This is a genomic window from Amycolatopsis cynarae, from assembly GCF_026802195.1.
GTDB lineage: Bacteria > Actinomycetota > Actinomycetes > Mycobacteriales > Pseudonocardiaceae > Amycolatopsis_E > Amycolatopsis_E rhizosphaerae.
In genome coordinates this window covers 4,987,182-4,999,763 of record NZ_CP113836.1, presented here as the reverse complement: position 1 = coordinate 4,999,763, position 12,582 = coordinate 4,987,182, and the positions used below count along the sequence as shown (strand labels likewise).

Genomic DNA, 12,582 nt, shown 5'->3' with positions numbered 1-12,582 from the left:
ACCATGAGCATCGAAATCGCCAACGAGTCCGGGATGGCGGTCGACGAGGCCTCCATCGTCTCCGCCGCCCGCTTCGCCCTCGACCGCATGGAGGTCAGCCCGCTCGCCGAGCTGTCCGTCGTGCTGGTCACCCTCGACGTCATGTCCGACCTGCACGAACGCTGGATGGACCTGCCCGGCCCCACGGACGTGATGGCCTTCCCGATGGACGAGCTCGACTCGGCCCGCCGCCCCGACGCCGGTGACACCTCACCCGCGCTGCTCGGGGACGTCGTGCTGTGCCCGGCCTTCGCGAAGGACCAGGCCCGCACCGCGGGGCATTCCCTGCTCGACGAGCTGCACCTGCTCACCGTGCACGGCGTGCTCCACCTCCTCGGCTACGACCACGCGGAACCGGCCGAGGAACGCGAGATGTTCGGGCTGCAGAAGCGCATCCTCGCCGACTTCAAGGCCGCGGTGGCGGCGGCGGAGCGGCGCGACGCGCAGCGCAGCAACGACGACCGCCTCCTTGGCGCCGCCGGTCTCGACGGTGCCCAGGAGGACGCCTAGCAGATGGCGACCTCCGCCGGTTTGCTGGTCATCGCGGTTGCGCTGATCCTGCTGGGCGGGGTGTTCGGCGCTGCGGAGGCCGCGGTGAGCACGGTGTCCCCGGCCAGGGTCGACGGGCTCGTCCGGCTCGGCCGGGTCGGCGCACGGCAACTGGCACTCGTCGTCGCCGAACGGCGGCGTCACATCAACCTGCTGCTCCTGCTCCGGATGGCGTGCGAACTCACCGCGACGGTGCTCGTCGCCGTGGTGTTCCCGCGCTGGTTCGGCCCCGAATGGCTCGCGCTGCTGGTCGCGGCCGTGGTCATGGTCGTGGTCACCTACGTGATCATCGGGGTGGGGCCCCGCACGATGGGCCGCCAGCACCCCTACCGCGTGGGCATGATCGTGGCGTGGCCGGTGCGGGTGCTGGGTTCGGTCCTCGGCCCGCTCAGCCGTCTGCTCATCCTCGTCGGCAACGCGATCACGCCGGGACGCGGCTTCCGGGAAGGCCCGTTCAGCTCGGAAATCGAGCTGCGCGAGCTGGTCGACCTGGCGCAGGAGCGCGGCGTGGTGGAGCCCGCCGAACGCGAGATGATCCATTCGGTGTTCGAGCTCGGGGACACGGTGGCCCGCGAGGTCATGGTGCCGCGCACCGAAATCGTGTGGATCGAGCAGGAGAAGACCGTCCGGCAGGCGCTGGCGCTGTCGCTGCGCACCGGGTTCACCCGCATCCCGGTGATCGAGGAGTCCGTCGACGACATCGTCGGCGTGGTCAACCTCAAGGACCTGGTGCGGGCGTCGCTGGACGACGGGGCCGTCCGGCCCGTCCGCGAACTCATGTACGGGGCCACGTTCGTCCCGGATTCCAAGCGGCTGGACGAACTGCTGCGCGAGATGCAGCTGTCGCACAACCACATGGCGATCGCGGTGGACGAGTATGGCGGCACGGCGGGACTGCTGACCATCGAGGACATCCTGGAGGAGATCGTCGGGGAGATCACCGACGAGTCCGATGTGGAGGAACGTCCCCCGGTGGAGCACCTCGACGACAAGTCGGTGCGCGTCGCGGCCCGGCTCGGTGTGGACGACCTCGGCGAACTGTTCGGCCTGGACCTGTCCGGCCACGACGTGGAGACGGTGGGCGGCCTGCTCGCCCAGCGGCTCGGCCGGGTCCCGCTGCCCGGGGCGGAGGCCGAGGTCGACGGCCTGCGGCTGCACGCCGAAGGCGGCAAGGACCGGCGCGGGCGGATGCGCATCACCACTGTGGTGGTCCGCGCGGTGGACGACACCATCGCCGGACGTAGGGTGCCTACCGGAAGCCATGACCAAGGACAGGAGCGTTGAGGATGTCTGAGCTGGAGCCGGAAGACGAGAAGATCGTCATTCTCGCCCGGTCGGCCAGGGCCCGGACCCAGGCGGCCGAAGGTGCCGCGGTGCGGGACACCGACGGACGCACCTATGCCGCGTGCACCGTCGACCTGCCGTCCTTCAAGATCACCGCGCTGCAGGCGGCGATCGCGGCGGCGGTGTCGAGCGGGGCCGAGGGCCTGGAGGCCGCGGCCGTGGCCACCGCCGAGCCGCTCGTGTCCGGCGCCTCGGTGCAGGCGGTGCGGGATCTGGCGCCCGCCGCGCCGATCTTCCGCGCCGATCCCAAGGGGGAAGTCCAGGAAGTGCTCCGGTGACCCACCGCTCCGGATTCGCCTGCTTCGTCGGCCGCCCCAACGCGGGCAAGTCGACCCTGACCAACGCGCTGGTCGGCAGCAAGATCGCGATCACCTCCAGCAAACCGCAGACCACCCGGCACGCGGTGCGCGGCATCGTGCACCGCGACGACGCGCAACTGGTCATCGTGGACACTCCCGGCCTGCACCGGCCGCGCACCCTGCTCGGCCAGCGGCTCAACGACATCGTGCGCGAGACCTGGTCCGAAGTGGACGTGGTCGGGTTCTGCGTGCCCGCCGACGAGAAGGTCGGCCCCGGCGACCGGTTCATCGCCGCCGAGCTGACCAAGATCGCCCGGCGCACGCCGGTGATCGGCATCGTCACCAAGACCGACCTCGCCGCCCCCCAGCAGGTTGCCGAGCAGCTGCTCGCCCTGCAGGAGGTGATGTCCTTCGCCGAGCTGATCCCGGTGTCGGCGGTGGACGGTTTCCAGGTCAAGCAGCTGGAGGACCTGCTGGTCACGCGGCTGCCCGAGGGCCCGCAGCTCTACCCCGACGGCGACCTCACCGACGAGCCGGAGCAGACGCTGGTCGCCGAGCTGATCCGGGAAGCGGCCCTGGAAGGCGTGCGGGACGAGCTGCCGCACTCGATCGCGGTCACCGTGGAGGAGATGCTGCCCCACGAAGGCCGTGACGACATGATCGACGTGCACGCCTTCCTGTACGTGGAGCGGCCCAGCCAGAAGGGCATCATCCTCGGGCACCGGGGCGAGCGGCTGCGGGCCGTGGGTTCGCAGGCCCGGCGGCACATCGAGGCGCTGCTGGGCACCAAGGTGTACCTCGACCTGCACGTCAAGGTGGCCAAGGACTGGCAGCGGGACCCCAAGCAGCTGCGCCGCCTCGGCTTCTAGGTCTCGCTTTCACCACAGAACGGCGGGCTACCGGCGCCGGGGTGGCAGCGGTCGAGTACTGTCCGCGCAGTCGCCGCGATCATCGAAGAGGGGGAACGAGATGACCAACCCTTACGGCCAGCCCGGGCCTTACAGCCAGCAGCCGGGCGTGCCGCAGCCCGGATACGGCCCGCCGTCCGGCGGGCTTCCCACGCCGTACAGCCAGGGGCAGTACCCGCAGCAGGCCTATCCCCAGCAGCCCTACGCCCAGTCGCCGTATCCGCAGGGCTACGCGCAGCCCGGCTTCGCGGCGCCCGGCCAGGTGATCCCCAACTACAAGGGGTGGGCGATCGGGTCCATCTTCCTGTGCTGGATCGTCGCGATCTTCGCCATCATGAAGTCGAACGAGGTCGACAACTACCTCGCCCAGGGCAACCTGGCGATGGCCCAGCAGGCGTCGAAGTCGGCAAAGACGCTGTGCCTGGTCGCCACGATCATCGGCGCGGCCGGGATCGTCATCGGCATCCTCATCGCCGTCCTGACGGCGGCCACCGCCCGCGCCTACTACTGACGTTTCCTGTCGGTGCCGGGTGAGACCATGGACCGGTGAGCCTCTATCGCGACACCGGAGTGGTGCTGAGGGTCCACAAGCTCGGTGAAGCCGACCGGATCATCACCCTGCTCACCCGGCGGCACGGCAAGGTGCGCGCCGTCGCCAAGGGAGTGCGCCGGACCACCTCGCGCTTCGGCGCGCGCCTCGAGCCGTTCGGGCACGTCGACGTGCAGTTCTACACCGGCCGCACACTCGACGTGATCACCCAGGTGCAGACCGTGGACGCGTTCGCGCTGCCGCTGGTCGGCGACTACCAGCGCTACACCACCGCCAGCGCGATCGCCGAGACCGCCGACCGGCTCACCGCCGAGGAGGGCGCCCCGGCGATGCGGCTCTACCTCCTGGTCACCGGCGCGCTGCGGGCGCTGGCGGAGGGGGAGCGGGACGCCTCGCTGGTGCTCGACGCGTTCCTGCTGCGGGCGATGGCCTTCGCCGGCTGGGCGCCCGCCATCACAGAATGCGCCCGGTGCGGCCTGCCCGGCCCGCACCGCGCCTTCAGCGTGCAGGCGGGCGGGTCGTTGTGCGGCAACTGCCGCGCCCCCGGCTCGGTGCACCCTGCCGCCGAGGTGCTGGTGCTGCTGGAGGCGTTGCTGCACGGCGACTGGGACATCGCGGAGGCCTCCGTGCCCGGTACCCGGCGGGACGCCAGCGGCCTGGTCGCCGCGCATCTGCAGTGGCATCTGGAACGCCAGTTGCGGTCGCTGCCGCTCGTGGAGAGGCGCGCCCGGGAGGCGCCCGCGGGGGGCAAGTAAGGTCGTCGGCGGAAAAAGCAAGGCATGGGAGGCGAATCAGGTGCTGGGCAGGGGACGCCGGGCCGCGACGGAAACAGTGCTGCGGCCGCCGGACCCGCATCCGTCGGGGGCGCGCCCGCCGCGGATCCCCGCGGAGCTGGTGCCCCGGCACGTCGCGCTGGTGATGGACGGCAACGGCCGCTGGGCCAACCAGCGGGGCCTGCCCCGGATCGAGGGGCACAAGCGCGGCGAGGCCGTGATGATCGACGTCGCCAGCGGTGCCGTCGAGCTGGGCGTGAAGTGGCTGTCGGTGTACGCCTTCTCCACCGAGAACTGGAAGCGCAGCCCCGAGGAGGTGCGCTTCCTGATGGGCTTCAACCGCGACACCATTCGCAGGCAGGTGGACTACCTCGGTTCGATCGGGGTGCGGATCCGGTGGGCGGGGCGGGCGCCGCGGCTGTGGCGCAGCGTGATCAAGGAGCTGCAGGTCGCCGAGGAGAAGACCAAGGACAACACGCTGCTCAACATGACGATGTGCGTGAACTACGGCGGCCGGGCGGAGATCGCCGACGCCACCCGCCGCATCGCGAAGCTGGCCGCCGAGGGCAAGATCAACCCGGACAAGGTCGACGAGCGGATGCTCGCCAGGTACCTGTACCAGCCGGACATGCCGGACGTGGACCTCTTCCTGCGGCCCTCGGGGGAGCTGCGGACGTCGAACTTCCTGCTGTGGCAGTCGGCCTACGCCGAGTTCGTCTTCCAGGACACCCTGTTCCCCGACTTCGACCGGCGGCAGCTGTGGGCGGCCTGCCTGGAGTTCGCCAAGCGGGACCGCCGTTTCGGCGGCGCCGTGGACAACACGGCCGGCGCCGCCGACGGCGCGAGCGCGGCCACTTCGGATCAGGGAGCGTCATGAGCACTGAAGCGTCCGACACCGCCGAGCTGCTGTCCCGGGCCCGTGAGGCGCTGGAGCGCTACCTCGAGGTCAACGTCGACGACGACGGCGCGCTGACCTTCTCCCACGCCGGGGTCCCGTGCGTGATCCAGTCGACGAAACTCGCCGAAGGGCTCACCGTGCTGAGCCTGACCTGCGTGGTGGCCTGGGACCTGCCGGACCAGCCCGGGGTGGCGGCCTCGGCGGCGGAGCGCGCCGGCCGGGGCCTGTTCGGCACCCTCGGCGTGAGCCACACCGACCGCGGCCTCGATCTGACCCTGCGGTACGCCTTCCCGGCGCAGGGGCTGGACCCCACCGCGCTGGGGACGCTGCTGATGCTCGTGGTGTCCACCGCTTCGCAGTTGCGGGGCGAGCTGGTGCCGGTCGAGGGCTGAGACGGGCACCCGGGTGGAAGGCGTGACCGGCGAAGCCACCGCCCAGCCGCGCGCCCGGCGCCGGATCACCTCGCTGGAGGCGCTCTGCGCGCTGCTGGTGGTGGCGATCCTGGGCCAGTCGTGGCTGCGGGACGTGCTGGACGTGCCCGCCCTGAGCACGGGGGCCACCGTGTTCGTCGCGGTGTGCGTGCAGGCGCTGCCGTTCCTCGTGCTCGGGGTGCTGATCAGCGGGGCGATCGCGGCGTTCGTCCCCGCCAGGACACTGCGGCGGGTGCTGCCGCGCCACACCGGTGCGGCGGTCGGGATGGCCGGGCTGGCCGGGGTGGCGCTGCCCGGCTGCGAGTGCGCTTCGGTGCCGGTGGCGCGGCGGCTGATGGGGCAGGGCGTGGCGCCCGCGGCGGCGCTGACCTTCCTGCTCGCCGCGCCCGCGGTGAACCCGGTGGTGCTGGTGGCCACCGCGGTCGCCTTCCCCGGTCGGCCGGAGATGGTGCTGGCGCGGTTCCTCGGCTCCTTCGCCACCGCGGTGGTGATGGGGCTGCTGTGGGCGCGCTGGGGCAAGGCGGACTGGATCGTGGCCCGTGCGCTGAGCCGGGTGCCGGACCCGGAGGGCGGACGCTGGCGGGCCTTCGCCGAGACGGCGCGCACGGACCTGGTGGAGGCGGGCGGTTTCCTCGTCCTCGGCGGGCTCATCTCGGCCTCGCTGGGGGTGCTGGTGCCGCGGTCCTGGTTCGACGTGCTGGGCACCCAGCTGGTGCTCGGGGTGGCGGTGATGGCCGTGCTGGCCGTCCTGCTGGCACTGTGCAGCGAGGCGGACGCGTTCGTGGCGGCCTCGATGGCGGCGTTGCCGTTGCTGCCGAAACTGGTGTTCCTGGTGGTCGGGCCCGCGATCGACGTGAAACTGTTCGCGCTGCACGCGGGGACCTTCGGGCGGGGTTTCGCGATGCGGTTCGCGCCGGTGACCTTCGTGGTGGCGGTGTGCTGCGCCGTCGCGGTGGGGGTGCCGCTGATCGGCGGTGCCCGGTGAGGCGGGAAACCCAGAACATCCTGCTCGTCCTGTTGGGCGGGGCGCTGCTGAAGATCGGCATCACCGGGGACTACCTGCGCTACGTCAAGCCCGGGCAGCTGCCGTGGGTACTGGCGAGCGGGGCCGTGATGGTCCTGCTCGGCGCGGTCGCGATCGTGCGGGACGTGCTCGCCGCCCGGGCAGGCCACGGGGACGACCACGACCACGAGCCGGAGGACGGGCACGTCCACGGCCCGGCCCGGTCCGCGTGGCTGCTGGTGCTGCCGGTGCTGGCGGTGTTCCTGGTCGCCCCGCCCGCGCTTGGCTCCTACTCGGTGACCACCACCCCGGCACGCGCCCCCGCGCCGCAGGCCTCGGCGGCGTTCCCGCCGCTGCCCGCCGGGGACGTGGTCCAGCTGACGATGACCGATTTCGTCACCCGTGCGGGCTGGGACCCGGGCGGTTCGCTCAACGACCGCACGGTCCGGCTGACCGGGTTCGTCACCCACAACAAGGGCGCCGTGCTGCTGGCCCGGATGAAGATCACCTGCTGCGCGGCCGACGCCTACCCGCTGACCGTCCGGCTCGACGGTCCCGCCGCGGGCCGCTACGCTGACGACACCTGGCTGGAGGTGACCGGGCGGATCGTGCCCGGCACGGCCACCGCGGCGAACCGCTACACCGCCGACCTCACCGTCACCGGCCTGCACCCCGTCCCCGCCCCCCAGGACCCGTACGAGGATTAGCCGGCTACGGCCTGCTGCGGCGGGTGGCCGCGCACTCGGCGCAGGTGCCGACGATCTCCACGGTGTGCGCGATCTCGGAGAAACCGTTCCCGGCCGCGACCTTTTCCGCCCAGCGCTCCACCGCCGGGCCCTCGACCTCGACGGTCTTGCCGCAGTACCGGCAGACCAGATGGTGGTGGTGGTGCGAGGAGCAGCGGCGGTAGATCGCCTCGCCGGAGTCGGTGCGCAGCACGTCGATCTCCCCGGCGTCCGACAGCGACTGCAGGGTGCGGTAGACGGTGGTCAGGCCGATCCCGTCACCGCGCTTGCGCAGCTCGTCGTGCAGTTCCTGTGCCGAACGGAAATCGTCGATCTCGGCCAGCAACTCCACCACGGCAGCCCGCTGCTTCGTCGAGCGGCGGCCGGGCATCGGAGCCCTGTCTCGCGCGACGCTGCTCATGCGCCCTCCTGTGTCCTGCGGGGCACCCTCACCCGGTCGGGTGCATGAGTTCGGGGTGGGCGATTCTGACTCATGCGCCCTCCTGTGTCTTCACGTCGTGCCCGCCGTCCGACTCCTGCGCATGCGCCACGGCGTCCAGCACGATGTGCGCCAGGTGGTCGTCGACCAGCCGGTAGACGACCTCGCGGCCCCGCCGCTGGCCGCTGACCACCCCGGCCGCCTTCAGCACCCGCAGATGCTGGCTGATCAGCGGCTGGGTCACGTCGAGCGCGTCGACCAGCTCGTGCACGCACCGGTCGGCGTCGCGCAACTGCAGCACGATCGCGATCCGCACCGGGGCCGACAGCGCGCGCAGCAGCTCTCCGGCGGCGGCCAGTGTCGGGGACGGCGGTGCCGGGGCGGGCGGCTGAGCCGGCCCGGCGGCATGCACCTCGTCCGGCAATCCAGGGACGGCCGCGTCCGGGCTCGCCGTCGGCATGTCGCTCTCCAGCCTGTCGTGGGGGTGTTCCCCCATCCTAGTGGTCGCTAATCGTTTCCCCGTCGATCTGTCAAGCCCCCCGCGGGTCCGCGGGAAGGGCCGGATACGCTGGACTATCAGATAACCGTCCCCGCATCTATGGAGAGCGTGGAGTGCCCGCCAACACCATTGAGACCGTCGTCAGCTTGTGCAAGCGCCGTGGCTTCGTCTTCCCGAGCGGGGAGATCTACGGCGGTACCCGGTCGGCGTGGGACTATGGACCGCTCGGGGTCGAGCTCAAGGACAACATCAAGCGCCAGTGGTGGAAGACCATGGTGCAGAACCGCGACGACGTCGTGGGCCTGGACTCGTCGGTGATCCTGCCGCGCCAGGTGTGGGTGGCCTCCGGGCACGTCAACGCCTTCCACGACCCGCTGATCGAATGCCTGTCCTGCCACCGCCGGTTCCGGGCGGACCAGCTCGCCGAGGACTACGCCGAGCGCACCGGCAAGGCGGCCACCGAGGACGACCTGTCCGACGTGCCCTGCCCGAACTGCGGCACCCGCGGCCAGTACACCAAGCCGCGCGAGTTCAACATGATGCTCAAGACCTTCCTCGGCCCGGTGGAGAGCGAGGAAGGCCTGCACTACCTGCGCCCGGAGACCGCGCAGGGCATCTTCGTCAACTTCCTCAACGTGCAGACCACCTCGCGCAAGAAGCCGCCGTTCGGCATCGGCCAGATCGGCAAGTCCTTCCGCAACGAGATCACCCCGGGCAACTTCATCTTCCGCACCCGCGAGTTCGAGCAGATGGAGATGGAGTTCTTCGTCGAGCCGGGCGAGGACGAGCGCTGGCACCAGTACTGGATCGACCTGCGCACCGACTGGTACACCGACCTGGGCATCCGCCGGGAGAACCTTCGGCACTACGAGCACCCGAAGGAGAAGCTGTCCCACTACTCGAAGCGGACGGTGGACATCGAGTACCGCTTCGGGTTCTCCTCGGGCCAGGAGTGGGGTGAGCTCGAAGGCATCGCGAACCGCACCGACTTCGACCTCACCACGCACTCGAACCACTCCGGGGTGGATCTGTCCTACTTCGACCAGTCCACCGGGCAGCGGTACCGGCCGTTCGTCATCGAGCCGGCGGCGGGTGTCGGGCGCCCGATGATGGCGTTCCTGCTCGACGCCTACCACGAGGACGAGGTGCCCAACGCCAAGGGCGGCGTGGACAAGCGAGTGGTGCTGCAACTGGACTACCGGCTGGCGCCGTACAAGGTGGCGGTGCTGCCGCTGTCCCGCAACGCCGACCTCACGCCCAAGGCCAAGGACCTGGCGGCCGCGCTGCGCAAGCACTGGAGCGTGGACTTCGACGACGCCGGTTCCATCGGCAAGCGGTACCGCCGCCAGGAGGAGATCGGCACCCCGTTCTGCGTGACGGTGGACTTCGACACCCTCGAGGACCAGGCCGTGACCGTGCGCGAGCGCGACACCATGGCCCAGGAGCGCGTCGCCATCGACAAGCTCGAGGCCTACCTGGCGGGCCGCCTCCTCGGCTGCTGACCATGGCGTGTGCCGTGAGGGGTCCCCTTCACGGCACACGCCACCCGACATCTGCACCTCCGCCGGCGTCGCCGCCGGGATCGACCTGTGCCTGCACCTCGTCCGTCGCGACCACGGCAGCCGGATCGCCAACGACGTCGCCCGCTCGTGCCTGGTGCCGCCCTGGCGGGACGGCGGACAGGCCCAGTACATCCAGCGTCCTGTCCCTGACCCGACGGCTACCGGCACCGCCCCCACCCAGGCCTGGGTCATGGAGCATCTCGCCGAACCGCTCACCCCGGCCGACCTGGCCGCCCACGCCAACATGAGCGTGCGCACCTTCACGTGCCGCTTCCACGACGAGACCGGCACCATGCCCGGCCAATGGCTGATCCGCCAGCGCGTCGACCTGGCGCGCCACTACCTGGAGACCACCGACTGGTCTGTGGACCTCGTCGCCCACCGCGCCGGGTTCGGCACCGGCGTCTCCCTGCGCCGGCATCTCCACGCCGCTATCGGCGTCAGCCCCCAGACATACCGCCGCACTTTTCGCCCCGCCTCCACAGCCGCCTGATGCGGGGGGCGTGGGGGACGGGTCAGCGGGTGCGTTCGTAGTGGCGGCGCGCTTTTTCGCGGTTGCCGCAGACGGCCATCGAGCACCAGCGGGCGCGGTTGGCGCGGCTGCGGTCGAGCAGGAACAGCTGGCACTTCTCGTTGGCGCAAGGGCGTAGCCGGCCGGGAAGTTGCTTCTCGGTGGCGGCCCAGGCCAGGACCACCTCGACGGCCAGCCGGGCGTGCGGAGGAGTCTCGACTGTCCACTGAAGACCGTCCGAAGTGATCTCCGGGATCTGGTGGACCCCTTCTAGCAGCGGGCTCAACGCGGCGGGCGGGCTTTCTCCGCGCACCACGTCCCGCAGGATGTCCCGCGCCTGGCGCAGCAGCGCGAGTTCCGCGAGGCTGCCTTCGCCGCCGTGCTCCCGCGCCCACCGTCTGCCTTCGGCCGGGTCGCCGAGCGCGTCCTGTTCCTCGCCGTTGACCAGTGGCCTGCTGTTGAGCAGGTCCAGCAGCGCGTCCATCGAGTGCCGCTCCCCTTTCTAACCAGATCAAGTCCTTTGACAGGTTAACCCACCCCGTGCTTGACTGGCGAAGGGCTTAACCAGATCAAGCGTTTAAAGGGGTTAGAAATGAGCTCGGTACACCACCGGACCGCCACCGTCGGCGGGCACGAGATCTTCTACCGCGAAGCCGGTCCGGCCGACGCCCCCGCGATCGTCCTGCTGCACGGCTACCCCACCAGTTCGTTCATGTTCCGCGAACTCATCCCGCTGCTGGCCGTGGACTACCACGTCATCGCGCCGGACCACCTGGGCTTCGGCCACTCCGCCGCTCCCCGCGCCGAGGAGTTCGCCTACACCTTCGACGCCCTCGCCGAACTCACCTCCGGACTGCTCGACCACCTGGGCCTGGACCGCTACGCCCTCTACGTCCAGGACTACGGCGCCCCCATCGGATGGCGCCTCGCGCTCAAGCACCCCGAACGGATCTCCGCCCTCGTCACCCAGAACGGCAACGGCTACGAGGACGGTTTCGTCGAGTCGTTCTGGACCGGCCTTTGGGCGTACGGGGCGAACCCCGGCCCCGGCACGGAACCCGCTGTCCGCACCGCGCTGAGCCTCGAGGCCATCCGCTGGCAGTACGTGCACGGCGTGCCCGACCCGAGCCTGATCAGCCCGGACACCTGGGAGCACGACTTCGCCCTCGTCTCCCGCGCGGGCAACGACGAGATCCAGCTGGCGCTGTTCCGCGACTACCAGAACAATCGCCCGCTCTATCCGCTGCTGCACGAATTCCTGCGCACCAGTGAGGTCCCGGTGCTCGCCGTGTGGGGCCGCAACGACGAGATCTTCAGCCCGGCGGGCGCGCTGGCCTTCGCCCGTGACGCCAAGGACGTGGAGGTGCACCTGATCAACGGCGGTCACTTCCTGCTGGAGAGCCACCTCGACGTCGTCGCGGGTTACCTGCGCGGCTTCCTCGGGCGGGTCCTGGGCGAGCAGGTGGCCGACTGCGCCACCGCGGTCAGCGGGACCGCACACACGCCCCTCGGTCAGGACAGGTGCTTGTAGAAGATCGTGGTGGGGCGGAGGGTGCCGCCGGGACTGTGGGCAAAGCCGGGGATGGTGCCTACCGGGGTCCAGCCGTCGCGGCGGTAGAGGCCCTCGGCCACGCTGCCGGTTTCGGTGTCGAGGAAGAGCAGGGTGTGCTCCCGTGCCGCGGCCTCCCGCTCCGCATGTGCCAGCAGTGCCCGGCCGAGCCCCTGCCCGCGGGCATCGCTGTGGACCAGCAGCTTGGAGACCTCGGCACGGTGACGGCCCGTCGGGTAGGCGGTCAGGCGCAGTCCGATCGTGCCGACGATCCGGTGTTCCTCCCGGGCCAGCCAGATCAGCGCGTTTCCGGTGCGCAGGGGTGACTCCAGGGCGAGCCACCAGTGCAGGGCGGTCGTGAAGTCGAGCGGGGCGAAGAAGCCGACGGAGGCACCGCCGTCGACGGAGTCGATCAGCAGCCGGGCCAGTTCGGGCCCCGCCTCGGGCAGGGCGTCGGCGGTGAGCGGGGTGATCGTGGGCATGGGCGCTCCTGGCGGTCGGGG

Annotated in this window: 17 protein-coding genes; 13 read left to right on the top strand and 4 right to left on the bottom strand. The window is 70.9% G+C overall.

What is annotated here, in order from left to right; genetic code table 11:
* Nucleotides 1-3 precede the first annotated feature (3 nt).
* From ybeY to ORV05_RS23840, 10 genes are all read left to right on the top strand, one after another.
* Entirely contained in the window at nucleotides 4-549 is a 546-nt protein-coding gene (ybeY, locus tag ORV05_RS23885) for an rRNA maturation RNase YbeY (RefSeq protein ID WP_144587859.1), read from the top strand.
* 3 nt (nucleotides 550-552) lie between these two features.
* Nucleotides 553-1,872 carry a hemolysin family protein gene (locus ORV05_RS23880; protein ID WP_268754258.1) on the top strand — a complete coding sequence of 440 codons (1,320 nt, stop codon included), beginning with the start codon at nucleotides 553-555 and terminating at the stop codon, nucleotides 1,870-1,872.
* A gap of 2 nt (nucleotides 1,873-1,874) precedes the next feature.
* Nucleotides 1,875-2,210, top strand: a complete 336-nt coding sequence (locus tag ORV05_RS23875) for a cytidine deaminase (protein WP_268754257.1) — start codon at nucleotides 1,875-1,877, stop codon at nucleotides 2,208-2,210.
* Entirely contained in the window at nucleotides 2,207-3,100 is an 894-nt protein-coding gene (gene era / locus ORV05_RS23870) for a GTPase Era (RefSeq protein WP_268754256.1), read from the top strand. The genes ORV05_RS23875 and era overlap by 4 nt, the downstream gene beginning before the upstream one ends.
* Nucleotides 3,101-3,200: 100 nt before the next feature.
* Complete coding sequence (locus ORV05_RS23865) at nucleotides 3,201-3,650, top strand: CD225/dispanin family protein (protein WP_268754255.1); 450 nt, start codon at nucleotides 3,201-3,203, stop codon at nucleotides 3,648-3,650.
* A 35-nt stretch (nucleotides 3,651-3,685) separates the two neighbouring features.
* Complete coding sequence (recO, locus tag ORV05_RS23860; RefSeq protein ID WP_144587869.1) at nucleotides 3,686-4,444, top strand: DNA repair protein RecO; 759 nt, start codon at nucleotides 3,686-3,688, stop codon at nucleotides 4,442-4,444.
* A gap of 40 nt (nucleotides 4,445-4,484) precedes the next feature.
* Nucleotides 4,485-5,339 carry an isoprenyl transferase gene (locus ORV05_RS23855; protein ID WP_268754254.1) on the top strand — a complete coding sequence of 285 codons (855 nt, stop codon included), beginning with the start codon at nucleotides 4,485-4,487 and terminating at the stop codon, nucleotides 5,337-5,339.
* Nucleotides 5,336-5,752: a hypothetical protein gene (locus ORV05_RS23850; protein ID WP_144587873.1), complete on the top strand. Its 417-nt coding sequence runs from the start codon at nucleotides 5,336-5,338 to the stop codon at nucleotides 5,750-5,752. Before ORV05_RS23855 ends, ORV05_RS23850 begins: the two co-directional genes overlap by 4 nt.
* A 22-nt stretch (nucleotides 5,753-5,774) precedes the next feature.
* Nucleotides 5,775-6,776 (top strand): permease, encoded by a 1,002-nt coding sequence (locus ORV05_RS23845; protein ID WP_407652538.1) that lies wholly within the window; start codon nucleotides 5,775-5,777, stop codon nucleotides 6,774-6,776.
* Nucleotides 6,773-7,501: a TIGR03943 family putative permease subunit gene (locus ORV05_RS23840; RefSeq protein ID WP_268754252.1), complete on the top strand. Its 729-nt coding sequence runs from the start codon at nucleotides 6,773-6,775 to the stop codon at nucleotides 7,499-7,501. The genes ORV05_RS23845 and ORV05_RS23840 overlap by 4 nt, the downstream gene beginning before the upstream one ends.
* Nucleotides 7,502-7,505: 4 nt before the next feature.
* On the opposite strand, the gene ORV05_RS23835 is transcribed toward ORV05_RS23840, so the two are convergent.
* Nucleotides 7,506-7,940, bottom strand: coding sequence for a Fur family transcriptional regulator (locus ORV05_RS23835; protein ID WP_268754251.1), 435 nt, complete (start codon nucleotides 7,938-7,940; stop codon nucleotides 7,506-7,508).
* 70 nt (nucleotides 7,941-8,010) lie between these two features.
* A complete protein-coding gene (locus ORV05_RS23830) occupies nucleotides 8,011-8,418 on the bottom strand; it encodes an ArsR/SmtB family transcription factor (protein ID WP_268759869.1) in 408 nt (135 codons plus the stop codon).
* Nucleotides 8,419-8,570: 152 nt separating this feature from the next.
* Here ORV05_RS23830 and ORV05_RS23825 point away from each other — a divergent pair, with 152 nt between their 5' ends.
* Nucleotides 8,571-9,959, top strand: a complete 1,389-nt coding sequence (locus ORV05_RS23825; RefSeq protein ID WP_268754250.1) for a glycine--tRNA ligase — start codon at nucleotides 8,571-8,573, stop codon at nucleotides 9,957-9,959.
* Nucleotides 9,960-9,966: 7 nt separating this feature from the next.
* Nucleotides 9,967-10,512 carry a GlxA family transcriptional regulator gene (locus tag ORV05_RS23820; RefSeq protein ID WP_326938080.1) on the top strand — a complete coding sequence of 182 codons (546 nt, stop codon included), beginning with the start codon at nucleotides 9,967-9,969 and terminating at the stop codon, nucleotides 10,510-10,512.
* A 22-nt stretch (nucleotides 10,513-10,534) separates the two neighbouring features.
* On the opposite strand, the gene ORV05_RS23815 is transcribed toward ORV05_RS23820, so the two are convergent.
* Complete coding sequence (locus tag ORV05_RS23815; RefSeq protein WP_268754249.1) at nucleotides 10,535-11,014, bottom strand: CGNR zinc finger domain-containing protein; 480 nt, start codon at nucleotides 11,012-11,014, stop codon at nucleotides 10,535-10,537.
* Between the two features lie 108 nt (nucleotides 11,015-11,122).
* Here ORV05_RS23815 and ORV05_RS23810 point away from each other — a divergent pair, with 108 nt between their 5' ends.
* Nucleotides 11,123-12,061 (top strand): alpha/beta fold hydrolase, encoded by a 939-nt coding sequence (locus ORV05_RS23810; RefSeq protein ID WP_268754248.1) that lies wholly within the window; start codon nucleotides 11,123-11,125, stop codon nucleotides 12,059-12,061.
* Here ORV05_RS23810 and ORV05_RS36525 read toward each other — a convergent pair.
* Entirely contained in the window at nucleotides 12,043-12,372 is a 330-nt protein-coding gene (locus ORV05_RS36525) for a GNAT family N-acetyltransferase (RefSeq protein WP_407652793.1), read from the bottom strand. The two genes, ORV05_RS23810 and ORV05_RS36525, sit on opposite strands and share 19 nt — an antisense overlap.
* Between the last annotated feature and the right edge of the window lie 210 nt (nucleotides 12,373-12,582).

Bases quoted from the DNA above. Each gene is read 5' to 3' on its own strand.
- ybeY (WP_144587859.1), top strand. From the start codon at position 4: ATGAGCATCGAAATCGCCAACGAGTCCGGGATGGCGGTCGACGAGGCC.
- ORV05_RS23880 (WP_268754258.1), top strand. From the start codon at position 553: ATGGCGACCTCCGCCGGTTTGCTGGTCATCGCGGTTGCGCTGATCCTG.
- ORV05_RS23875 (WP_268754257.1), top strand. From the start codon at position 1,875: ATGTCTGAGCTGGAGCCGGAAGACGAGAAGATCGTCATTCTCGCCCGG.
- ORV05_RS23865 (WP_268754255.1), top strand. From the start codon at position 3,201: ATGACCAACCCTTACGGCCAGCCCGGGCCTTACAGCCAGCAGCCGGGC.
- ORV05_RS23850 (WP_144587873.1), top strand. From the start codon at position 5,336: ATGAGCACTGAAGCGTCCGACACCGCCGAGCTGCTGTCCCGGGCCCGT.
- ORV05_RS23835 (WP_268754251.1), bottom strand. From the start codon at position 7,940: ATGAGCAGCGTCGCGCGAGACAGGGCTCCGATGCCCGGCCGCCGCTCG.
- ORV05_RS23830 (WP_268759869.1), bottom strand. From the start codon at position 8,418: ATGCCGACGGCGAGCCCGGACGCGGCCGTCCCTGGATTGCCGGACGAG.
- ORV05_RS23815 (WP_268754249.1), bottom strand. From the start codon at position 11,014: ATGGACGCGCTGCTGGACCTGCTCAACAGCAGGCCACTGGTCAACGGC.
- ORV05_RS23810 (WP_268754248.1), top strand. From the start codon at position 11,123: ATGAGCTCGGTACACCACCGGACCGCCACCGTCGGCGGGCACGAGATC.